Below are 22,170 nucleotides of genomic sequence, written 5' to 3' on the forward strand. Positions count from 1 at the left end.
ACGACCCCGCTCAGACGCCCGGCTCGGAAGCCAACTGCCGTTCCGCACGCACCCGTTCGGCCACCGCGTCCTCGGTCATCGCGCGGTCGGTGTAGACCAGCGGACGCTCGGCCTCGGTGATGATGTGCTTGACCACCTGGACGTTGCCGTTGACGTCCCAGACCGCGATGCCCGGCGACAGGGTGGGAATGATCTCCACCGCCCAGCGCGGCAGGCCCAGCACCCGGCCGGTGGCCCGCGCCTCCTCGGCCTTCTGCATGTAGATCGTCCGGGTGGAGGCCATCTTCAGGATCGCCGAGGCCTCCTTCGCGGCCGCGCCGTCCACCACGTCGGACAGATGGTGCACCACCGCCACGAAGGACAGGCCGAGCCGGCGGCCGAACTTCAGCAGCCGCTGGAACAGCTGGGCCACGAACGGGCTGTTGATGATGTGCCAGGCCTCCTCGACCAGGAAGATGCGCTTCTTCCGGTCCGGCCGGATCCAGGTGTGCTCCAGCCACACCCCGACGATCGCCATCAGGATCGGCATCGCGATCGAGTTGCGGTCGATGTGCGAGAGGTCGAAGACGATCAGCGGCGCGTCCAGGTCGATGCCGTCGGTGGTCGACCCGTCGAACATGCCGCGCAGGTCACCGTCGACCAGCCGGTCCAGCACCAGCGCCACGTCCAGGCCCCAGGACTGCACCTCGTCCACCGCCACGCCCAGCGACTCCACCGAGGACAGCTCGGGGCTGCGCAGGGTGTCGATGATGTCGTTCAGCACCGGCTGGCGGTCCTGCACCGAGGCCACCACATGGGCGTGCGCGGCCTTCAGCGCGAAGCCGGCCCGCTCCTCCAGCCCGCGCCCCATCGCCACCTCGACGATGGTGCGCAGCAGCGACAGCTGGCCGGTCTGGGTGATCGCCGGGTCCAGCGGGTTGAGCTTCACCCCGCCGTCCCGGGCCGCCATCGGGTCCAGCCGGACCGGCTTTATGCCCAGCGCGTTGGCGATCAGGTTCCACTCGCCCACGCCGTCCTCGCCCTGCGCGTCCAGCACCACGACCTGGCGGTCACGGAACCTCAGCTGCCGCAGCACGTACGTCTTCTCCAGCGCCGACTTGCCGTTGCCGGACTCCCCGAGCACCAGCCAGTGCGGGGCGGGCAGCTGCTGCCCGTACAGCTGGAAGGGGTCGTACACGTACCCCTTGCCGCTGTACACCTCGCGGCCGATGATCACACCCGAGTCCCCCAGCCCCGGGGCGGCGGTGGGCAGGTAGACGGCCTGCGCCTGGCCGGTGGAGGTGCGCACCGGCAGGCGGGTGGTCTCCACCTTGCCGAACATCAGGCTGGTGAACGCATCGGTGAGGTTGCCGAGCGCCATGGGCGGTCTCCTGACGGGTCAGCGGTGGACGGACGTGCGTGTGTGCGGGTGCGCGGGTCGGCCGGTGCGCTCAGCGGCGGATGCCGGTGGCGAACGGAAGGGTGTTGACGAAGGCCCGGTGGTGCTCGCGGTCGCACCACTCCAGCTTGAGGTAGCTCTTGCCGGCCGAGGCCCGGATGGTCCGCTTGTCGCGGGCCAGCGCGTCGGGGTTGCGCGAGGAGACCGTGATGTAGCCGACCAGGTTCACCCCGGCCGCGCCGGAGGCCAGGTCGTCGCCGCGCTGGTCCACCCGGCCGGTGTGGGCCAGGTCGCGCGGGTCCACCGTGCGGTTCATCTTGGCCGCACGGCTGGCCTCGGCCTCGTCGTTGGTCTTCTCGGTCAGCATCCGCTCGATCGCGACGTCGGTGGGCTCCAGGTCCATCGTCACCGCCACCGTCCGGATCACGTCCGGGGTGTGCACCAGCAGCGGCGCCAGGAAGTTGACCCCCACCGGGGTGAGCGGCCACTCCTTGATCCACGCGGTGGCGTGGCACCACGGCTCCCGGGTCGCCGATTCGCGGGTCTTCGCCTGCAGGTACTGCGGCTGGGTCGCGTCCAGCTCGGCCGGCCAGGCGTTGCGCCGGGACATCGCCTGGATGTGGTCGATCGGGTGGTCCGGGTCGTACATCGAGTGCAGCAGCGAGGACAGCCGGGCCTGGCCCAGCGGCTGGCGCACCCGGATGTCCGCCTCGGCCAGCCGGGCGCAGATGTCCGTCAGCTCGCGCGCCATCACGGCCGCCAGCCCCTCGTCGTCCCGCGCCCGCCGCCCGGTGGCCGTCCGGCCCATCGCGTGCGCCTCGGCCGCCAGGTCACGGGTGTAGTGCATGCAGGCCACCAGGTACGCCCGGTGCTGCTCCGAGGAGGTCGACACCATCGACTGGAGCTGGTCGTACGAGTCCTGCAGCCAGCGCGGCGAGGACGGGTCACCGCGCCGCTCGACGTCCTTGGCGTGCGCGTCCGGGTCCGCCGGCAGGGTCCGGGCCAGGATCTGCAGCCGGGTCACGAAACCGTCCCCGTTGGCGACGTGCTTCAGCAGCGTCCCGAACCGGTCGACCAGGGCCTCCTGGTCCTCCGAGTCGCGCAGACCGACGCCCGGGCCCTCGATCTCGATCGCGGCCGTCACCGTACGCCGCTCCAGGTGCATCAGCACCCCGACCTCGTCCGGCCCGAACGGCGCCGCCAGCCAGCGCAGCCGCCCCACCCCGGGCGGCGGGCCCACCTCCACCTCCCGGCCGTCCAGCCGGGTGCCGGCGTCCATCACGTCCGAACGCCACACCGCCCGCCCGCTGCGGACCGTCCGACGGTAGGTGCGGTTGATCTCCACCCACTTGTAGAACGTCCGCCTGCGGTACGGCACGTACACCGCCGCGATGGCGAGCGCCGGCAGACCGACCAGACCACCGATCCGCAGCGGCAGGACCGGCATCAGCAGGCCCCAGAGCATGCCGAGGAAGGCCCCGAAGATGATCAGCACGATCTCGCCGGACTCCCGGTTCCGGCCGATCGGCGCGTTCGGGCGGGCCTTGCCGATCAGGTAGGTGCGGCGCTGGTGCACGTACGGCTGGGCGTACTGGGCACCGTACTGGCCGAGCGGTTCACTGCTCACTTACCCGTCACCCTCCCTTCGCTGGATTGCTGTCGCGGATCGGAACCGGGGCCTGCGGCGGCCCGCCCTGCGGCGGCGGGGCCGGCGTCCGGCCCGCGTGGGCGGCGATGCCCGGCGCGACCGAACCGCCGCCCGCACCCCCGCCACCCGTGCCGGCCCCCTGCGGACCGCGGTCGCCGTGGGTGGTGATGCCCTGCTTCATCAGGTTCGCGGTGCCGTTGATCATCGCCGAACCGGCCTGCACGGCATTGGCCCGGGCCCCGCGCATGTTCAGCAGCTCGTCGCCGAAACCCGGCACGAAGCGGTACACCGCGGCACTCGCGAAGATCGACAGGAACAGGATCGCCAACCCGGACAGCACCCGGGCGAAATCGTCGTCGGCCCCGGACCCGGTCGCCACCGCCCCTGCCAGGCCCAGGATGACCACGATGATCGGCTTCGCCAGATCCACCGCCAGCATCACGCCCGCCCAGCGCCGCACATGCTTCCACAGCTGCCGGTCCACCAGCCCCGCGTACACCGCCGTCCCCAGCAGCGCGCCGACGTACAGCATCGCCGCCCGGATCAGCAGCTCGATCCAGAGCACCGCCGCCGCCAGCACCGCGACCAGCGACACGATCACCAGGATCAGCGGACCGCCGCCCACGTCACCCTTCTCCAGCGTGTCGGCGAACCCGCCCAGGTACGACCCGGTGTCCGTCTTCGTCCCGACCGCTATCGCCTTGGTCAGCCCGTCCGTCACGCTCACCACGGTGAACAGGATCAACGGCGTGAACGCGGACGCCACCACCGTCAGCCACAGGAAGCCGATCGCCTCCGAGAACGCCGTCGTCAACGGCGCCCCCCGCACCGCCCGCTTCGCCACCGCCAGCAGCCACAGCACCAGCGTGATCACCGTCGACACGGCGAACACCACGGCGTACTGCTGCAGGAACGACACATTGGTGAAGTCCACCTGCGTCGTCCCGTCGATCGCCCCCGACAACTTCCGCACCACCCACGCCGCGGCCTGCGCACAGCTCTTGGCCAACGACCCGAGGGGGTCGGTCACGGCCCCGACGGTGCCGCTCCCGGGGAGGGAGCTCCCCCCGGGCTTGTCCACGCAGAGAATGCCGTTCCCTGAGATCGGCAGGTCAGGGCAATTGGCGTTGGCGCTGGGCGTCGGAGTGGCTGTCGGCGAAGGCTCTGCGAACACCCGCTGGGCCGCCGACAGCGCCGCCACCTGCAAGGTGGCCAGCACACCGGCGAGGGTGCCCACACGGCGCCGTGTGCCGGAACGGCGTGAGGTCTGGTCAACGCGCAAAACGGAACCCCCCGAACTGCTGGACGGCGCCGGTGATCTCATCGGCGGTGGCGGCCTGCTGGTCTGCGGGCACCGGCGCGGGGCCCTGCCTGCTGGTGTAGTCGGTGAGCTTCCAGTCGCTGCCCGTCCAGTGCAGCGAGAGCGTGAGGGTGAACCAGTTGGTGGTCACCGGCTGGACGGAGCGTTCGCCGGCGAGGCCGGTGAGGCCGGTGCACCACACCTCGACCTTGGCGTCGCCCTCGCTGTAGCCCGTCGATTTGGTGCCGACCGGGACGGTGCGGCTGACGAAGGTGAGGCCCTTGGGCGCGTGGCCCTGGGCGTCGAGGCCGTAGCGGGTGGCGGTGTCGCCGCCGAAGCCCTGGTCCAGCCGGCTCTGGAGCCCGGCCAGGGCGTCCGGATCGGTGATGGTGGCGACGATGCCGTGCCGGCTGTCGGTGCGGAACATGTCCGCGGAGCCGATCGCCACCGCGTAGTTGGTGGCGGCCGACTGGGCGCCCGGTTCGGTGTGCGGGTAGCCGGTCGGGATCCCGTTGACGGTGGTGCCGGCAGGCTGGTCGCCGCTGGGGGCGGGGCCGGCGCCGGTGCCGGAGCCGGCGCGGTCGGCGGAGGAGCCGTCGCTGCCGGTACCGGTGCCGGGTGCGACGCGGTTGGCGACGGCGATGGCCACCACGAGCAGGGTGACGACGGCCAGGACGGCCAGCAGGGCGCGCAGCGGGCGGGTCTGACGGTGGTTCGACGGGGGGGAGGACTGTTCGCCGACCGGCAGGCGCGTACGGGTGCGCGGCTGGTCGTCGGACAACGGCACGGCGGCCCTCCTGGTGCGGGGAGCCGGGGCGGCTCCGGGGGCCCTCCGTCCGGGGGCGGGCGCGGACGGGGGGTGGGAACGGGGGTGGGAACGGGGTGGATTCCTGGCGGGTCGGCTGTCGGAGGGGTCCGGGCGGGGGCCCGGTCTCAGGCAGGCCGGACTACTGCTGTCCGATCGTCAGATCGCCATGCCGTAGACAATGGTGAACAGGGTGCCCAGTGATCCGATGATGAACACGCCGGTCAGTCCGGCGACGATCAGTCCCTTGCCCTGTTCGGCGCCGAAGCTGTCGCGCATCGCGGTCGCACCGATCCGCTGCTTGGCCGCGCCCCAGACCGCGATGCCGAGGCAGAGGAGGATGGCGATGGCCATGATGACCTCGACCATCACCCGTGCCTCCGACCCGAGGGTCGCGAACGGCCCCCAGTCCGGGGCGATTCCGCCGATGATGGTGTCGATGTTCGGCTTCTTGGGGGGGTCCTCGGCCAGGTGGCCGACCGCATTGGTGTGCACGCTGCTCAGGTTCATTTCCATCTCACCGCCCGATCAGGCAAATTCAAGGGCCCGGACCCGGCCCGCGCGAAGGGTCGGTACCTATTCTTGGCCAGATCTGATGTCGACTTGGCTACTTCTCGCGAATCGGTCGTGAGGCATCGGACACGTACGCGAGGATGTACACCGTACGAAGGATAGCGCTCACTGTTCGTATCTCTGATGATTGCGGTGAGCAACGCCTTCCGGGACACTTCGACTGACGATTCGTCGGGATGGTGCTGATGGTACTCCGGAAGGCCGGTACGGCCGCCGCCGCTGCGGGAGTTGTTGCGTTCGGGTTCATCGGGCTGGTGACGATGGGGACTTATGCGGCAAGTGGGACGCCGCAGCAGGCGGCGAATCGTTCCGCCCTCTCCCCCGGAACGGTCCCCGCGGCCTACCAGGACCCGATCCAGAAGTGGGGCGCGCTCTGCGCGGAGATCTCCCCGCCGATGCTCGCGGCGCAGCTGTACCAGGAGAGCGGTTTCGACCCCAGGGCGCGCTCCGGGGTCGGGGCGCAGGGCATGGCGCAGTTCATGCCGGGCACCTGGTCCGAGTACGCCACCGACGGCAGCGGGGACGGCAGGGCGGACGTCTGGGACCCGCTGGACGCGATCGCCTCGGCGGCGACCTACGACTGCGCGATCGCCAAGCGGGTCGCGAAGGTCCCGGGCGACCCCCAGGCCAACCTGCTGGCGGCGTACAACGCCGGCGAGGGCGCGGTGGAGAAGTACAACGGGGTGCCGCCGTACAGGGAGACCCAGGGCTACGTGCGGAACATCCAGGCGATGGCCCGCAGCTTCACGGCGCCTGCCTCGCCGACCGCGCCGCTGGAGGTGTCCCCGCAGTCGTCGGCCGCGATCTACTTCGCGCAGACCAAGCTCGGCACCCCGTACCTGTGGGGCGGTGAGGGCCTGCCCTCGCAGAGCGGGCGGTTCGACTGTTCGGGCCTGACCCAGGCCGCGTTCGCCAGTGTGGGCATCACCCTGCCCCGGGTGGCCAACGACCAGTGGTACGCCGGGCCGCACCCGTCGCGCGATCAGCTGCGGCCGGGCGACCTGGTGTTCTGGGCGACGGACCTGAGCGATCCGCGGAGCATCCACCACGTCGGGATCTACGTGGGCGGCGGGTACATGATCAACGCCCCGCACACCGGCGCGGTGATCCGCTACGACAAGATCGACACCCGGGAGTACATCGGCGCGACCCGGGTCACCTCGGACGGGGCCCAGGCGCTGCCGACCCGCAACAACGACGGCGCGGTCAACGCTCCGTCCCGCCCGGGCGGGACGGAGCCCACCGCCCCCGCGGGGAACCAGGGCGGCACCCAGGGCGGCACCCAGGGCCTCCCCCAGGGCGGCGCGCCGGGAAGCGCCCCGGCGACCCCCGCCCGGTCGGCCGTCGCCGCCCCGCCCGCACCGGCCGGGCCGGCTCCCGCCGGGGCGGGTCGGTAGGCGCGGTGGGGCCGGGACGGCGGGGAGCTGTGTGCGCGCTGTGGACGCTGAGTCAAGTTTCCATAACCGCGCGTTTCCGTGGAACGCTGTGTCCCGGTGATGACGTTGGGTCCGGTGGTCCCTCGTCAGCTTTCGGCGCCGGGCGGGCCCCGGCGGGAACGTACAGGTGCAGCGGACCAGAAGGAGGTGCGGCGTGTCGACGCCGCTTGCCGACACGACCAACCCCGACCTCGACCTGCTCTACGCCGTCAACGGTCTGGCCAAGCGCTCCCCGCAGTGGCTGGACCACCTGGTCTCGTGGATCGGCGAGTACGGCATCCTGATCGGCCTGGCGATGCTCGGCCTGGTGGCCTGGCTCCAGGCCAGACGGCGGCCGGACGCGCCGGTGGCGGTGGCCGGGCTGCTCTGGGTGCCGCTCTCGGTGGCCGTCGCCGAGCTGGCCAACCTGCCGATCGCCGCGATCGTGAACCGCCCGCGTCCCTTCGTCGACCATCCCGGGCTGCTGGTGCTGGTGGACGGCAAGGCCGGCACCCACTCCTTCGTCAGCGACCACTCGACCATGACCATGGGTGTCGCGGTGGCGCTGTTCCTGGTGAACCGCAGGCTGGGCTGGATCGCCGGCGGGCTGGCGCTCCTCCAGGGCTTCTGCCGGATGTTCATGGGCGTCCACTACCCGACCGACGTGATCGGCGGCTTCGCGCTCGCCGTCGCCGTGGTGCTGCTGCTGGCGCCGATCGCGATGGCGGTGCTGGTGCCGTTCTGCCACGCGCTGAGCCGCACGGCGGTCGCCCCGCTGATCCGGGCGCCCGAGCGCGGCGGTGCGGCCCGCGTCGGGGCCGGTCCGCGCGGCCGTCGCCGCGGGCGCGGGGCGGTGCGGGCCGGGGAGCAGCCGCCGGAGTCCGACCTCGCGGCCTGACGCCGTCTCCCGGGCCCGGCGCCGCGGAGGTGTCCAGGGCCCGGCGCCGCGGAGGTGTCCTGGGCCCGGTGGGATCAGTCCGGTCCGGCGCCGTTCTCGGCGAGGTGGTCGGCCCCCTCGCGGCGGGCCAGTTCGCGCGAGCGGCGGGCCGGGGAGTACCAGCCGCAGCTGCAGGTCGCGAAGGCGAAGGATCCGCGCTCGCCGACCGCGAGGCGGTGTTCGGGCATCCGGGCGGTGCCGGGTGCCGTCGGCAGCTCACTGTGCACGTGGTTCACGGTAGCGCCCGCACCGGCCCCCGTAACCCTTGGCCTCCCAACTCGTTTGCCCGGAAAGAGCTCTGCCCGCCCGGTGGTGGCCGGCAGGGCAGTCGGGCCCGAGGGGGTTGTCGCGAGGATGAAGATGACCGACCAGCAGCGCACCGGACGGTCGGCACGCCGTCCGGGTCCGCACCTGCGCTCGGCGGCCGGGGCCGCCCTGCTCGCCGCCGTCCTGGCGGCGGGGGCCGCCGGCTGCTCCGGCGGCCCCGTCGACGGCTCCTCCGACCAGCAGTCGGGTGCCTCCGACCAGCTCGCCGCGGACGCGCTGACGGCGGTGCGCAACGCCCCCGACATCACCGGGCGTACCGGCTCCGCGCACGCCGCGACCGAGCTGGTCACCGAGTCGACCGAGAAGAAGGCCTCGTTCAGCGGCACCGGCGGCTACGACTACGTCAAGCGGATCGGCCGGCTGGAAGTCCAGGTGCCGCCGGGTGCGGCGACCACCGGGAAGATCGTCGAGGTGGTCCTGCCGGGCACCGTCTACCTCCAGAACAGCGGAGCCAAGGTCCCCGCGGGCAAGTGGGTCAAGCTGGACGTGCGCCAGCTGCCGGACGGCAACCTGGTCAGCAGCGGGGCCACCGACCCGGCCTCGGCGGCGGGGGCGCTGCGCGGGGCGCAGAAGGCGGAGGCGGTGGGCACCGAGACCGTCGACGGGGTGACGCTGCACCACTTCCGGGGCACCCTGGACCTGGTGAAGGCGGCCGACGCGACGGGCGGCAGGGGCGGGGACGGCCTGCGGACGGGCGCGCAGACCTTCACCGTCAAGGAGGTCCCGTACGACGCCTGGCTGGACGACCAGGGCCGGCTGCGCAAGGTGGTCGAGGTGTTCGCCTTCGCCGGGGTGGCCGGGTCGAAGGAGCCCAAGGACCAGGTGAAGGTGACGTCGACGACCTCGCTGTCGGACTTCGGCAAGCCGGTGGAGGCGGCCGAGCCCTCGGCCTCGGACATCTACCGGATGAAGCCCACGGAGAGCCCGAAGTAGGGCTGGTCCGACACGCCCCGGGCCGCCGGGGCAGCGCTCCAGCGCCGGGGCGAGACGGGGTGCTGCCGGGGCGGGTGGCCGTCCGGGGAGCGACTGCCACCCGTTTCGGCGGCGCCGAGATGGCCCGTCCGTGCCATGTGGACGGGCCCCGAAGTGCCTAGGCTGGACTCCGGGTGGCTGCCGCCCGGGCTGGCGAGGCACTGAAGGGGTGGTGCAGGTGGTGTCGTCCACGGGCGGCCGCAGCGGCGGCCACGACGACGCGGCCCTCGACGAGATCGATCTGGCCGGCGAGCTGATGATCGCCGCGACGGCCAGCTCCGGCGACCGGCTGCCGACCGAGCGGATCGACGAGGTGCTGCTGGACCGGTCCGAACCCGGGCAGTGCGACCGGGAGGCCGACGACTAGCGGGCTCCGGGTGCGACGCGAACTCCGGGTGCGACGCGGGCCCGGACGCGACGCGGGCCCGGACGCGACGCGGGCCCGGACGCGACGCGGGCGGGCCCGCTCCGGGAGCGACGCGCCCCCGGAGCGAAGCGGTCGGCCCGGCGGCTCAGCTGCGCAGCAGACGGCTGATCGCGGCGGTGGCCTCCGCCACCTTGGCGTCCAGTTCGGCGCCGCCCTCCTCGGCGGCCGCGGCGACGCAGTGCCGCAGGTGCTCCTCCAGCAGGGAGAGCGCGAAGGACTGCAGCGCCTTGGTGCCGGCCGAGACCTGGGTGAGCACGTCGATGCAGTAGACGTCCTCGTCGACCATGCGCTGGAGGCCGCGGATCTGGCCCTCGATCCGGCGCAGCCGCTTGAGGTGGGCGTCCTTCTGCGCGCTGTAGCCGTGCGGGCCGTGATGCCCGGCCGGGGCCCGGCCGGCGGGCGGCTCGGTCCCCTGCGCGTGCTCCGGCTCGCTGCGCGCTTGCGTCGTGGTCATCGGCCCCGCCTTCGTCTCAGTGCCTGGTGGCTGCGTCGGCCACAAGTGTCCAACACCGGGGCCCTCCGTGGTGTTCCGACGGCCGTCCCGGCATGTGCCACGGGGGCGCTGGAGGGCGCTCCCGGCGGTTCACCCGTCTGAGCGGCGCCCCGTTCTCCGGTGCGCACGACGGGGACAATCCGGGCGAGGTTCCGTCAGACTGGGGCTCGCGTCCACGTGTGGTGGTGCGCCCGGATCAGCCGGTGCGGCGGCCGAACGGAAGGGGAGGTTCCGGCTCCTTCCCCGACACCCCGTTTGCGTGATTGCGTTCGGTTGCACCTAGCATCGTTCAGTCCCTACCCCGCACATCGGAGATTTCCGTGCGTTTTAGCCTGACCCCGAAGGAGACGAGCTTCTACGACATGTTCGCCGCCGCGGCGGAGAACCTTGTCGTCGGATCGAAGCTCCTTTTGGAGCTGCTGGGATCAGACGTGTCGGCCCGTGCGGAGATCGTCGAGCGCATGCGCGCCGCCGAGCACGCCGGGGACGACACCACCCATGCCGTCTTCCACCAACTGAACTCGTCCTTCATCACGCCCTTCGACCGCGAGGACATCTACAGCCTCGCCTCGTCGCTGGACGACATCATGGACTTCATGGAGGAAGCCGTCGACCTGGTCGTCCTCTACGACATCCAGACCCTGCCGAAGGGCGTCGAGCAGCAGATCGAGGTACTGGCGCGCGCCGCGGAGCTCACCGCCGAGGCGATGCCGAACCTGCGCAGCATGTCCAACCTCACCGAGTACTGGATCGAGGTCAACCGTCTGGAGAACCAGGCCGACCAGATCCACCGCAAGCTGCTCGCCCACCTGTTCTCCGGTCAGTACGACGCCATCGAGGTCCTCAAGCTCAAGCAGGTCGTGGACGTCCTTGAGGAGGCGGCGGACGCGTTCGAGCACGTCGCCAACACGGTGGAGACCATCGCCGTCAAGGAGTCCTGACCCCCGTGGACATGGCAGCACTCATCGCCGTCATCGGCGTTGCGTTCTTCTTCACGTACACCAACGGCTTCCACGACTCGGCGAACGCGATCGCCACGTCGGTCTCCACCCGGGCGCTCACCCCCCGGGCGGCGCTGGCGATGGCCGCGGTGATGAACCTGGCGGGCGCGTTCCTCGGCAGCGGCGTGGCGCACACCGTCTCCCAGGGGATCATCGAGACCCCCACCGGCAACCAGGGGATGGCGATCCTGTTCGCGGCCCTGGTCGGGGCGATCGCCTGGAACCTGGTCACCTGGTACTTCGGCCTCCCGTCCTCCTCCTCGCACGCGCTGTTCGGCGGCATGGTGGGCGCGGCGCTGGCCGGCGGCACCGAGGTGATCTGGAGCGGGGTCCTCGACAAGATCGTCATCCCGATGTTCGTCTCGCCGGTGGTCGGCCTGGTCGGCGGCTTCCTGGTGATGCTGGCGATCCTGTGGATCTTCCGCCGGGCCAACCCGCACCGGGCCAAGCGCAACTTCCGGGTCGCCCAGACCGCCTCGGCCGCCGCGATGGCCCTGGCGCACGGCCTCCAGGACGCCCAGAAGACCATGGGCATCGTGGTCATGGCACTGACCATCTCCGGCCACCAGTCCGGCAACGGCATTCCGGTCTGGGTGAAGATCTCCTGCGCGACGATGCTCTCGCTGGGCACCTACGCGGGCGGCTGGCGGATCATGCGGACGCTCGGCCGAAAGATCATCGAGCTGGACCCGCCGCAGGGCTTCGCCGCCGAGGCCACCTCCGCGACGGTCATGTACATCTCGTCGTTCGTCTTCAAGGCGCCGATCTCCACCACCCACGTGATCACCGCGGCGATCATGGGCGCGGGGGCCACCAAGCGGATCCGCGCGGTGCGCTGGGGCGTCGCGAAGAACATCGTGCTCGGCTGGTTCATCACGATGCCGGCGGCCGCCGTCGTCGCAGCGCTGATGTACTGGTTCGTCCACCTGTTCTGGGGCTGACGGCCCCGCAGGACGCACGAACGGACAGGGCCCGCCCCCACATCTCGGGGGCGGGCCCTTTTCCATGTCCCGCGGCGGCACCGCCATGCAGCACCGCGGGACAGCTCGCGATCCGTCACGCGTCCCGGCGCCTCGGCGCCGCCCGTGACGGGCTCCGGTCTAGCCGAAGCGGCCGGAGATGTAGTCCTCGGTGGCCTGGACCTGCGGGTTGGAGAAGATCCGCTGGGTGTCGTCCAGCTCGACCAGCTTGCCCGGCTGGCCGACGCCGGCCAGGTTGAAGAAGGCGGTGCGGTCGCTGACGCGGGCCGCCTGCTGCATGTTGTGGGTCACGATGACGATGGTGAACTGCTCCTTGAGCTCGCCGATCAGGTCCTCGATGGCGAGGGTGGAGATCGGGTCGAGCGCGGAGCAGGGCTCGTCCATCAGCAGGACCTGGGGCTCGACCGCGATGGCGCGGGCGATGCACAGGCGCTGCTGCTGACCGCCGGAGAGGCCGGCCCCCGGCTTGTTCAGCCGGTTGTGGACCTCCTTCCAGAGGTTGGCGCCCTTCAGCGAACGCTCCACCACCTCGTCCAGGACGGACTTCTTCTTCACGCCGGAGAGCCGCAGACCCGCGATCACGTTGTCGTAGATCGACATGGTCGGGAAGGGGTTCGGGCGCTGGAAGACCATGCCGACCGAGCGGCGCACGGCGACCGGGTCGACGTTGGAGGCGTAGAGGTTCTCGTCGTCCAGGAGGACCTTGCCCTCGACCCGGGCGCCCGGGATCACCTCGTGCATCCGGTTCAGGGTCCGGAGGAAGGTGGACTTGCCGCAGCCGGACGGGCCGATGAAGGCGGTCACCGAGCGGGGCTCGATGCTCATCGAGATGTCCTCGATGGCCTTGGTGGTGCCGTAGTAGGCCGACAGTCCGCTGACGTCGATGCGCTTGGCCATGATCGTTGCTTCTCTCGTCTGTCTCGTACGTCAGTCGGTCGCTCAGTGCCCGCCCTTGGGCGAGCGCCAGCGTGCGATGCCCCGGGCGACGAGGTTGAGCCCCATCACGAAGGCGATCAGCACCAGCGCCGCGCCCCAGGCACGGGCGTAGCCGAAGTCGTTGTTGACCTGCGAGTACTGGGTCCAGATGTACATCGGCAGGGACTGCTGCGGTCCGTCGAACGGGTTGTTGTTGATGTAGTCGGCGCCGAACACCAGCATCATCACCGGGGCGGTCTCGCCCGTGATGCGGGCGACCGCGAGCATCACACCGGTGGTGATGCCGCCGATCGCGGTAGGGAGGACGATCCGCAGGATGGTCTTCCACTTCGGCACGCCGAGCGCGTACGAGGCTTCGCGCAGCTCGTTCGGGACGAGCTTCAGCATCTCCTCGGTGGACCGGACCACGACCGGCATCATCAGGATCGCCAGCGCGAGGCTGCCCGAGAAGCCGGAGTAGCTGAAGCCCAGGGCGAGGTTCCAGAGCGAGAGGATGAACAGACCGGCGACGATCGACGGGATGCCCGTCATGACGTCGACGAAGAAGGTGACCGCCTTGGCGAGCGTGCCGCGGCCGTACTCGACCAGGTAGACGGCGGTCAGCAGCCCGATCGGGGCCGCGATCGCGGTGGCCAGGGCGACCTGCTCCAGGGTGCCGATCAGCGCGTGGTAGATGCCACCGCCGGGCCCGGACTGGATCACGCCCTTCATGGAGTGGCTCAGGAAGTTCCCGTCGACCACCCCGATGCCCTGCTGGACGGTGTAGAAGGTCAGGGCGACCAGGGGGACGACGGCCAGGATGAAGGCGACCCAGACCACCGAGGTGGCGAAGCGGTCCTTGGCCTGCCGGCGGCCCTCGACCCGGGCCGAGAGGACGTAGCTGATCAGGACGAAGAGCAGGGCCGAGATCAGGCCCCACTGGAGGTGGCTGGCCAGCCCGCCGGCCGCGCCGATCCCGCAGCCGAGGGCGATCGAGCCGACGGCCACGGCGGCCGGGGCCCACTTGGGCAGTCGGTTGGCGGTCAGCGGACGGCCGACCGGCCGGGCGTCCTCGATGACGGCGGTGACGGTCATGCGTTGGCCCCCGAGTACTCCTTGCGGCGGGCGATGATCAGTCGCGCGGCACCGTTCACCAGCAGGGTGATGACGAACAGGACGAGGCCGGAGGCCATCAGCGCGTTGCGGCCGTTGTCACCGGCCTCGGCGAACTTCAGCGCGATGTTCTGCGCGAAGGTGCCGCCGCCCGCGTCGAGGATGTGCAGCGACAGGACGTTGCTGGCGGAGAGCACCACCGCGACCGCGATGGTCTCGCCGAGCGCGCGGCCGAGGCCGAGCATCGAGGCCGAGATGATGCCGGGGCGGCCGAACGGCAGCACCGCGGTGCGGATCATCTCCCAGCGGGTCGCGCCGAGCGCGAGCGCCGCCTCCTCGTGCATCCGCGGCACCTGGCGGAACACCTCGCGGGAGACCGCGGTGATGATCGGCAGGACCATGATCGCCAGCAGGATGCCGACGGTGAACAGGTTGCGCGGGGTGCCGGTCCTGGTCTGGTCGAAGATGTACGTCCAACCCAGGTACTCGTTGAGCCAGCTGGTCAGGCCGTCCATGTGCGGGACCAGGAAGAGCGCGCCCCAGAGGCCGTAGACGATGCTGGGGACGGCGGCGAGCAGGTCGACCAGGTAGGCGAACGGCTGGGCGATCCTGCGCGGCGCGTAGTGCGAGATGAACAGCGCGATCCCGATGGCCACCGGGACGGCGATCGCCATCGCGATGACGGCACTGACGATGGTGCCGAAGGCCAGGACGGCGATGCCGAAGACGGGCTTCGGGGCGTCCGGCGTCCACTCGAAGCTGGTGAGGAAGTTGCCCTCGTTGGTGGTCAGGGCCAGGACCGACCGCCAGGTCAGGAACGCGGCGATGGCGGCCATGACGACCAGCAGGAGGATGCCCGAGCCCCGGGCGAGGTTCATGAAGATCTTGTCGCCGACCCGGCTGTCGCGCGGCCGGCGTTCCCTGCCTCGCGGGGCGGCAGGGGAGGATGAAGTCATTGGTCTACTCCGGTCTGGTGGTGCCGCCCCGGAAGGGGGACGGCACCATGGCGGCGGTGCCCCGGACGTGGTGCTGGGTGTGGTCCGTTCCGGTGGGGCGGCCCCGGCCCCCCTCGCTCACGGGGCCGCTCCACCGGGGGTCCTGTCGGGTCAGGCCAGGGTGGCGATGACGCCGTTGACCTTGTCGGTCACGGCCTTCGGCAGCGGGACGTAGCCCTTCTCGCCGATGGCCTTCTGACCCGCGTCGCTGGCGGTGTAGGTCAGGAAGGACTTCAGGGTGTCGAGGGTCTCGGCCTTGTTGCCCTTGTCGCAGACGATCTCGTAGGTGACCAGGACCAGCGGGTAGGAACCCTCTTCCTTGGTCGCGTAGTCGAGCTTCAGCGCGAGGTCGCTGCCGGTGCCGGCGGCCTGCGCCTTGGCGATCGTGGAGGCGGCGTTCTCGGCGGTGGCCTCGACCGGCTTGGCGGCGCCCGTGTTGATCGCGGCGCTCTTCAGGCTGTTGGTCTGGGCGTAGGCCAGCTCGACGTAGCTGATCGAGTTCTTGACCTGCTTCACCTGGGCCGAGACACCGGCGCTGCCGTTGGCCGACTGGCCGCCCTTGCCCGCCCAGGCCTTGCCGGCCGGGTAGGACCAGGCGCCGCCGCCGGCGGCGGCGAAGTACTTGGTCAGGTTCTCGGTGGTGCCGGCGTCGTCCGAGCGGTGGAAGGTCTGGATCTCGGTGTCCGGCAGCTTGGCGCCCGGGTTCAGGGCCGCGATCGCCGGGTCGTTCCACTTGGTGATCTGCGAGTCGAAGATCTTGGCGGAGGTCGGGCCGTCCAGGACCAGGTTGTCGACACCGTCGACGTTGTAGACCAGCGAGATCAGACCGCCGACCATCGGCAGGTCGATGCCCTGGCCGCCGGTGCAGACCGCCTTGGAGGCGTCGACCTCGGCCGGCTTCAGGGCCGAGTCGGAGCCGGCGAACTGGATCTTGCCCTGGTTGAACTGCTGGATGCCGGCACCGGAGCCGCCACCCTGGTAGTTGATGGTGCTGCCGGAGCAGGCGGCGGCGAAGCTGGTCTTCCAGACGTCCATCGCCGCGCCCTGCGCGGTCGAACCGGCGGCGATCAGCGAACCGGCCTTGCCACAGTTGATCGCGGCGGCGGGCGCGGCGGAACCGCCGGAGCCGCCGGACGCGGTCGTGTTGTTGTTGTTGTCCGACCCGCAGGCGGCGAGCGACAGCGAGCTGACGAGCGCCATGGCACCGATCGCGAGGGCCTTGGAGCGGCCGTTCCGCTGGAGCTTCACAGGGGTGTCCCTTTCTGTGGCATTGCCCTTGCGCGGGCCGTACGGCTACGGCGGCCCAGCACGGGTTTTGCTGTGGTCCGGGGCCCGTTCGGCCCTCCGGTGGTCCCGAAGTTAGGCCGGGTAAGTGACACGACAGCCGGTCGCAAGTGAACGGGGAGTGAACCTCGAACGGATGACAGGAAACTACGTCAGGTAGTAACGGTTGCGTCACGGCAAGGGCGCGGGAAGATCACTTCCACCGTTCCTTCACCGGTGCCGCCCCGGCCGCCCGCACCGGCTTCGCCCCCAGGAGTGCCAGCAGCGCGTCGATCAGCGACCGGTCGTGATCGTGGGTGAGCCGGGCCCGCGCCTTCCCGGCCGGCAGCCACTCCAGCCGGTCCACCTCCCGGTTGGGCCGGAAGGAACCGCTGGAGGGCACCGCCGCCCAGTAGCGGACCTCCTTGGGACGGCCCTGCACCCGGTAGTGCTGGGTGGGCAGCTCCGGGCCCAGCAGGCAGCGGAACCCGGTCTCCTCCCGGACCTCGCGCAGCGCCGCGTCGACCACGCCCTCACCGGCTTCGAGCTTGCCCTTCGGCAGGCTCCAGTCGTCGTACTTGGGCCGGTGGATCACCGCGATCCGCGGCCGTCCCAGCCGGCCGCTCTTCTTCGGCCGGCCCGGCAGCCACAGCACCGCGCCCGCCGCCAGCACCACCGGGGAGTGTCCCGCCCCGGTCACGGCCCCCGCCACCGCCCGGCCGGCGGGCGGGCGCTCGCCCACCTCAGACCGTCCCGGCCGCGGCGGAGTGCCCCCAGGCGTCGGTCGGGACGAGCTCCAGCCAGCCGTCCGGGCCGGGTGGCAGGTCGGGCCAGCGGAGGCCGACGGCGTACCGCGCGGACTCCACCTCCAGCCGCTGGTCGGCGTGCACCACCCCCAGCACGTACGCGGTCGCCGGGGTGATCCGCGGGGTGCGTGCCGCGGTGGCGGCGGTGACGGCGGCGTCCGCCGCCTCCTGCTGCCGGGCCAGCACCAGGTCCAGCCCGTCCAGCTCGGAGGAGGCGCGGCCGCACACCTCCAGCGCGTACCGGGCCCGCTTCACCAGGATCCGCATCCGGGCCCAGGGCGCGTCGTCGGCCGCCAGCGCGGTGTCCGCGTCGGTCGCCCCGCGGGACGCCGGCACCGTGCCCAGCCGGCGCAGCCCGTCCCCGCCGTACGGCGTCGCGGCCCGCCGCAGCGGCAGTTGCTGGGCGCCCGCGGTGAGCGCGGCGAAGGCGGCGGCGGCCTGCGGCAGCAGCACCGCGGGGGCCCGGCCGCCCGCCGACTCCAGCAGCGGGGCGTCGCCGACCAGCAGGGTCATCCGGTCCGCCAGCGCGTGCAGCCGGGCGGAGCGGAGCTCCTGGAGCACCGTGGAGTGCGCCCTGGTCCGGGCCAGGGTCAGCTGCCGGTCCAGCAGCGCCCGCGCCTTGGGGGCGCCCACGTGGCCGGCCAGCATGCCCGTCCCGTCCGGGTCGGTGCCGCTCAGCGAGTCCAGCGCGCCCAGCAGCCGGGCCGAGCGGCGGACGTAGCCGGGCTCCAGCGCCAGCAGGTTGAGCAGCCAGCGCAGCTCGGTGCGCGACTCCTGCGCCCAGGTCTGCTCGAAGACCGAGCCGAAGGTGTGCAGCAGCCCGCCGACCCGCCGGACGGCCCGCAGCAGGTCCGAGGTGCCGGCCGACGGGACGACCGAGGCCGTCCCGGGTCTGGCGCCGACCTCGCCCACCGCCAGCGGCAGCGCGCGCAGGAAGGCGCCGGCCTGGGCGGTGAGGTGGTGGGAAAGGATGTCCCCGGCGGTCGCTGTGGAGGCCGCCTGGGCCGTCATCGGCGCTTCGGTCATGGCGTGGTAGATCCCCGTTCCTCCGAGGTGCTCCCCCGGAGCTGGTGGCCGACCGCCGGGACAGGTCCCCTTGCCGTCCCGGCGGCTTCGCATCAGTGGACGCGTCAGCGCGAGGTCGCGGCCCGGCGGCGCTGGCGCGAGTCGATCAGCAGGTCCTGGACGTGTCGCAGCGGACGGCCCTCGACGTCCTGCGAGTGGCGGGTCCACGCGCCGTCCGGCCCCAGGTGCCAGGACTCGGTCTCGTCCGACACCCCGAGGTCGATCAGCCCGGACAGCTCGGCGCGGTGTGCCGGATCGGTGATCCGCATCAGCGCCTCGATCCGGCGGTCCAGGTTGCGGTGCATCATGTCGGCGCTGCCGATCCAGACCTCCGGATCGCCGTTGTTGCCGAACACGAAGATCCGGGAGTGCTCCAGGAAGCGGCCCAGGATGCTGCGGACCCGGATGTTCTCGCTCAGCCCCGGCACGCCCGGGCGGATCGCGCAGATCCCGCGCACCCAGACGTCCACCGGCACACCGGCCTGGGAGGCCCGGTACAGCGCGTCGATCAGGGCCTCGTCGACGATCGAGTTGACCTTGAGCTTCACGTAGGCCGGGCGGCCCGCCCGGTGGTGGGCGATCTCGTTGTGGATCCGTGAGACCAGCCCGTCGCGCAGGCCGCGCGGGGCGGTCAGCAGGCGGCGGTAGGACTCGCGGCGCGAGTAGCCGGAGAGCCGGTTGAACAGGTCCGAGAGGTCCGCGCCGACCTGCGGGTCGGAGGTGAGCAGGCCGAGGTCCTCGTACAGCCGGGCCGTCTTCGGGTGGTAGTTGCCGGTGCCGACGTGCGAGTAGCGGCGCAGGGTGTCGCCCTCCTGCCGGACCACCAGCGAGAGCTTGCAGTGCGTCTTCAGCCCGACCAGGCCGTACACCACGTGACAGCCGGCCTCCTCCAGCTTGCGGGCCCACTTGATGTTGGCCTGCTCGTCGAAGCGCGCCTTGATCTCCACCAGCACCAGCACCTGCTTGCCGGACTCGGCCGCGTCGATCAGCGCGTCGACGATCGGCGAGTCGCCGGAGGTGCGGTACAGGGTCTGCTTGATCGCCAGCACGTCCGGGTCCCCGGCGGCCTGCTCCAGGAAGGCCTGCACCGAGGTGGAGAAGCTGTCGTAGGGGTGGTGCAGCAGGACGTCGCGCTCGCGCATCGCGGCGAAGATGTCCGGCTGGGAGGCCGACTCGACGTCGGTCAGCCCCCGGGCCGTGCCGGCCACGAACTTCGGGTACTTGAGCTCCGGGCGGTCCAGTTCGGCGATCCCGAACAGCCCGGTCAGGTCCAGCGGTCCGGGCAGCGGGAAGACCTCCGCCTCGGTGATGTTCAGCTCCCGCACCAGCAGGTCCAGGATGTACGGGTCGATCGACTCCTCGACCTCCAGCCGGACCGGCGGGCCGAAGCGCCGCCGCATCAGCTCCTTCTCCAGGGCCTTGAGGATGTTCTCGGTGTCGTCCTCCTCCACCTCCAGGTCCTCGTTGCGGGTGACGCGGAAGGCGTGGTGGGCCAGCACCTCCATCCCCGGGAAGAGCTCCTCCAGGTGGGCGCCCATGACGTCCTCCAGCGGGACGTACCGCTGGGGCGAGGCCTCCAGGAAGCGCGCCAGCGACTGCGGCACCTTGACGCGCGCGAAGTGCTTGTGGCCGGACACCGGGTTGCGCACCACGACGGCCAGGTTGAGCGAGAGTCCCGATATGTACGGGAAGGGGTGCGCCGGGTCGACGGCCAGCGGGGTCAGGACGGGAAAGATCTTCTGCCGGAACAGCGTGTGCAGCCGGGCCTGTTCCTTCTCCGCCAGCTCCGACCAGCGGACCACCTCGATGCCCTCGCCGGCGAGGTCCGGCAGCACCTCCTGCTGGAAGGCGGCGGCGTGGCGCGCCATCAGCTCGCGCGAGCGGGTCCAGATCAGGTCCAGCACCTCGCGCGGCTGGAGGCCGGACGCACTGCGCTGGGCGACTCCGGTGGCGATCCGGCGCTTGAGGCCGGCCACCCGGACCATGAAGAACTCGTCCAGGTTGCTCGCGAAGATCGCCAGGAACTTCGCCCGCTCCAGCAACGGGATGCCCGGGTCCTCGGCCAGTTCCAGGACCCGTTCGTTGAACGCCAGCCAACTGCGCTCGCGGTCCAGGAAGCGGCCCTGCGGCAGTGCTTCGAACTCCTCCTCGTCCGTGGCCGGCAGCTCCGGCGGAATACCCAGCGCGCCGGACATCCGGGCCGTAGGTGACAGCGGGGCAGAGACGGGGCGGGGGATGCTCATGGGCTCCAGCTCCTCCAGCAGCAGGACGGCGTCCGGACGCGAATGGCTCTGCGGGCCGTCGCCCTCGCCCCGGGCCGGACCCGGGGACAGCACCCACCCTCCCGGTGCGGTCCGTACAGGACCGGCCGGTGCGTGGCGGTCGACTCTGCACGAGCGAGACACTACGGACTTCATCCTGTGATCTTCGCGGCAGCAATTGAATCCACGGTAAACACCGCATGGCCAGGAGGAAAGCTGAGTCGGTCGGAGCAAGGGGCGTCGCCGTCCCGTCCCTCGCCCGCGACCGCTCGCGGGGCCGTCCCGGCCGCGTTCGACGCCGCCGGGGGACCGGGGAGTCCGGTGCGCGGATGCCCGGGACCGGCTAGGCCGACCGGTTCGTCCGGTACTGGGCTCGGTACATGAGGTCCACCTCGTGAACGGCGAATCCCAATCGTTCATATACCCGCACGGCGGCCGGATTGTCGGCGTCGACGTAGAGAAGCACGGTGTCCAGTCCGCGCTCCCCGGTGCCGGTGCCGGTCAGGTGGCGCAGGCCCGCCGCGGTCAGCGCACGGCCGAGACCGCTGCCCTGCTCGGCCGGGTCCACCCCGACCACGTACACCTCGCCGAGCTCGGGCTCGGTGGCGGTGGCCGGGTGCACCTTGGTCCAGTGGAAGCCGACCACCCTGCCGTCGCGGGTCGCGAGGAAGAAACCGGCCGGGTCGAACCACGGCTCGGCGATCCGCTCGGCCAGGTCCTGCCCGGTCCAGGCGCCCTGCTCGGGGTGGTGGGCGAAGGCCAGGGCGTTCAGCCGCAGCCACTCGGCGTCGTCCTCCCCCGGGCGGAAGGTCCGGAGCTCGATGCCCTCGGGAACGGCCACCTCCTCGGTCTGCCGGCCGGTGCGGCGCATCTGCCGCAGCTCGCGGACCAGCTCGGCGCCGTACGCCCCGGCCAGGTGGCGGGCCGCCGGGTGGCCGCCGTGCACCCAGAAGTCCACCGCGTCGCGCCCCGCCCGGTGGGCCTGCTCCAGGACCGCGTCCACCAGCGGGCGGGCCAGGCCGCGACCGCGGGCGGCCGGGTCGACCACCAGCTCGGCGGCGGGGTTGGCCGTCGGGTTCTCCGGCACCTCGAGCTGGCCGTAGCCGAGGACGGCGTCGCGCCCGGTCCCGGATTCGATCTTGGTGTCCGTGTCCGTGTCGGTCCCGGTCTCGACGAGGTGGATCACACCCGGCCGCGGGATCTCCGCGTTCCGCAACCGAAGCCGGCCCTGCTCGGACACGGCAGCACGGCCGTCCACCGCCTGGGCCGCCGCCAGAACACGCAGGGAACCGTCGCGCTGCTCGGGCCGGAGCACATCGTCCGCAATGACCGCTGTCTGATCGTCCATGCCCAGACGATACGTCACCGGAAACGCGAAAAACCCCTGATCCGAGTGGATCAGGGGTTCTTCTGAATAATTGTTCGGCGGCGTCCTACTCTCCCACAGGGTCCCCCCTGCAGTACCATCGGCGCTGTAAGGCTTAGCTTCCGGGTTC

The 22,170-nt window shown here is 71.5% G+C and carries 21 protein-coding genes and 1 rRNA gene; 6 read left to right on the forward strand and 16 right to left on the reverse strand.

What is annotated here, in order from left to right; translation table 11 throughout:
• Positions 1–10 precede the first annotated feature (10 nt).
• The 5 genes from ACFWJ4_RS24345 to ACFWJ4_RS24365 form a co-directional block, all read right to left on the reverse strand.
• Positions 11–1,360, reverse strand: a complete 1,350-nt coding sequence (locus ACFWJ4_RS24345; RefSeq protein ID WP_359915075.1) for an ATP-binding protein — start codon at positions 1,358–1,360, stop codon at positions 11–13.
• Between the two features lie 70 nt (positions 1,361–1,430).
• Positions 1,431–3,005 (reverse strand): SCO6880 family protein, encoded by a 1,575-nt coding sequence (locus ACFWJ4_RS24350; protein ID WP_380546938.1) that lies wholly within the window; start codon positions 3,003–3,005, stop codon positions 1,431–1,433.
• 7 nt (positions 3,006–3,012) lie between these two features.
• A complete protein-coding gene (locus ACFWJ4_RS24355) occupies positions 3,013–4,245 on the reverse strand; it encodes a hypothetical protein (protein WP_380546940.1) in 1,233 nt (410 codons plus the stop codon).
• A gap of 52 nt (positions 4,246–4,297) precedes the next feature.
• A complete protein-coding gene (locus tag ACFWJ4_RS24360) occupies positions 4,298–5,113 on the reverse strand; it encodes a hypothetical protein (RefSeq protein WP_380546942.1) in 816 nt (271 codons plus the stop codon).
• Positions 5,114–5,290: 177 nt separating this feature from the next.
• The gene (locus ACFWJ4_RS24365) at positions 5,291–5,641 is read right to left on the reverse strand and encodes a hypothetical protein (protein WP_380546944.1); all 351 of its coding nucleotides are present in this window, start codon (positions 5,639–5,641) and stop codon (positions 5,291–5,293) included.
• A 248-nt stretch (positions 5,642–5,889) separates the two neighbouring features.
• On the opposite strand from ACFWJ4_RS24365, the gene ACFWJ4_RS24370 reads away from it, so the two are divergent.
• Positions 5,890–7,101 (forward strand): NlpC/P60 family protein, encoded by a 1,212-nt coding sequence (locus ACFWJ4_RS24370; RefSeq protein ID WP_380546946.1) that lies wholly within the window; start codon positions 5,890–5,892, stop codon positions 7,099–7,101.
• Between the two features lie 193 nt (positions 7,102–7,294).
• Positions 7,295–8,017, forward strand: coding sequence for a phosphatase PAP2 family protein (locus tag ACFWJ4_RS24375; protein WP_359914186.1), 723 nt, complete (start codon positions 7,295–7,297; stop codon positions 8,015–8,017).
• A gap of 74 nt (positions 8,018–8,091) precedes the next feature.
• Here ACFWJ4_RS24375 and ACFWJ4_RS24380 read toward each other — a convergent pair whose 3' ends face one another.
• Positions 8,092–8,283, reverse strand: a complete 192-nt coding sequence (locus tag ACFWJ4_RS24380) for a hypothetical protein (RefSeq protein ID WP_380546947.1) — start codon at positions 8,281–8,283, stop codon at positions 8,092–8,094.
• A 133-nt stretch (positions 8,284–8,416) separates the two neighbouring features.
• On the opposite strand from ACFWJ4_RS24380, the gene ACFWJ4_RS24385 reads away from it, so the two are divergent.
• Together ACFWJ4_RS24385 and ACFWJ4_RS24390 are read left to right on the forward strand one after the other, a co-directional pair.
• Positions 8,417–9,316 (forward strand): hypothetical protein, encoded by a 900-nt coding sequence (locus tag ACFWJ4_RS24385; RefSeq protein ID WP_380546949.1) that lies wholly within the window; start codon positions 8,417–8,419, stop codon positions 9,314–9,316.
• 217 nt (positions 9,317–9,533) lie between these two features.
• Positions 9,534–9,722, forward strand: coding sequence for a hypothetical protein (locus ACFWJ4_RS24390; protein ID WP_380546951.1), 189 nt, complete (start codon positions 9,534–9,536; stop codon positions 9,720–9,722).
• Between the two features lie 145 nt (positions 9,723–9,867).
• Here ACFWJ4_RS24390 and ACFWJ4_RS24395 read toward each other — a convergent pair whose 3' ends face one another.
• A complete protein-coding gene (locus tag ACFWJ4_RS24395; RefSeq protein ID WP_380546953.1) occupies positions 9,868–10,236 on the reverse strand; it encodes a metal-sensitive transcriptional regulator in 369 nt (122 codons plus the stop codon).
• Positions 10,237–10,595: 359 nt separating this feature from the next.
• Here ACFWJ4_RS24395 and ACFWJ4_RS24400 point away from each other — a divergent pair, with 359 nt between their 5' ends.
• Together ACFWJ4_RS24400 and ACFWJ4_RS24405 are read left to right on the forward strand one after the other, a co-directional pair.
• A complete protein-coding gene (locus tag ACFWJ4_RS24400) occupies positions 10,596–11,216 on the forward strand; it encodes a DUF47 family protein (RefSeq protein WP_359914173.1) in 621 nt (206 codons plus the stop codon).
• 5 nt (positions 11,217–11,221) lie between these two features.
• Positions 11,222–12,217: an inorganic phosphate transporter gene (locus ACFWJ4_RS24405; protein WP_359914171.1), complete on the forward strand. Its 996-nt coding sequence runs from the start codon at positions 11,222–11,224 to the stop codon at positions 12,215–12,217.
• 159 nt (positions 12,218–12,376) lie between these two features.
• Here ACFWJ4_RS24405 and pstB read toward each other — a convergent pair whose 3' ends face one another.
• The 9 genes from pstB to rrf all read right to left on the reverse strand — a co-directional run.
• The gene (gene pstB, locus ACFWJ4_RS24410; RefSeq protein WP_359914169.1) at positions 12,377–13,153 is read right to left on the reverse strand and encodes a phosphate ABC transporter ATP-binding protein PstB; all 777 of its coding nucleotides are present in this window, start codon (positions 13,151–13,153) and stop codon (positions 12,377–12,379) included.
• Positions 13,154–13,195: 42 nt separating this feature from the next.
• Positions 13,196–14,266, reverse strand: coding sequence for a phosphate ABC transporter permease PstA (gene pstA, locus ACFWJ4_RS24415; RefSeq protein WP_380546955.1), 1,071 nt, complete (start codon positions 14,264–14,266; stop codon positions 13,196–13,198).
• Positions 14,263–15,240, reverse strand: coding sequence for a phosphate ABC transporter permease subunit PstC (gene pstC, locus ACFWJ4_RS24420; RefSeq protein WP_360355288.1), 978 nt, complete (start codon positions 15,238–15,240; stop codon positions 14,263–14,265). Before pstC ends, pstA begins: the two co-directional genes overlap by 4 nt.
• Before the next feature lie 150 nt (positions 15,241–15,390).
• A complete protein-coding gene (pstS, locus tag ACFWJ4_RS24425; protein WP_359914160.1) occupies positions 15,391–16,527 on the reverse strand; it encodes a phosphate ABC transporter substrate-binding protein PstS in 1,137 nt (378 codons plus the stop codon).
• Between the two features lie 229 nt (positions 16,528–16,756).
• Positions 16,757–17,242 (reverse strand): NUDIX hydrolase, encoded by a 486-nt coding sequence (locus ACFWJ4_RS24430; RefSeq protein ID WP_380546961.1) that lies wholly within the window; start codon positions 17,240–17,242, stop codon positions 16,757–16,759.
• A 43-nt stretch (positions 17,243–17,285) separates the two neighbouring features.
• A complete protein-coding gene (locus ACFWJ4_RS24435) occupies positions 17,286–18,374 on the reverse strand; it encodes a CHAD domain-containing protein (RefSeq protein ID WP_359914154.1) in 1,089 nt (362 codons plus the stop codon).
• A 104-nt stretch (positions 18,375–18,478) separates the two neighbouring features.
• On the reverse strand, positions 18,479–20,680 hold the full coding sequence (locus ACFWJ4_RS24440) for an RNA degradosome polyphosphate kinase (protein WP_380546963.1): 2,202 nt from the start codon (positions 20,678–20,680) through the stop codon (positions 18,479–18,481).
• Positions 20,681–21,017: 337 nt separating this feature from the next.
• On the reverse strand, positions 21,018–22,022 hold the full coding sequence (gene mshD / locus ACFWJ4_RS24445; RefSeq protein WP_380546957.1) for a mycothiol synthase: 1,005 nt from the start codon (positions 22,020–22,022) through the stop codon (positions 21,018–21,020).
• A gap of 72 nt (positions 22,023–22,094) precedes the next feature.
• Positions 22,095–22,170: ribosomal RNA gene (rrf, locus tag ACFWJ4_RS24450) — 5S ribosomal RNA — on the reverse strand; the annotation flags it as partial.

Origin of the sequence: Kitasatospora sp. NPDC127067 (assembly GCF_042724755.1) — a bacterium.
Taxonomy (GTDB): domain Bacteria; phylum Actinomycetota; class Actinomycetes; order Streptomycetales; family Streptomycetaceae; genus Kitasatospora; species Kitasatospora lactacystinica.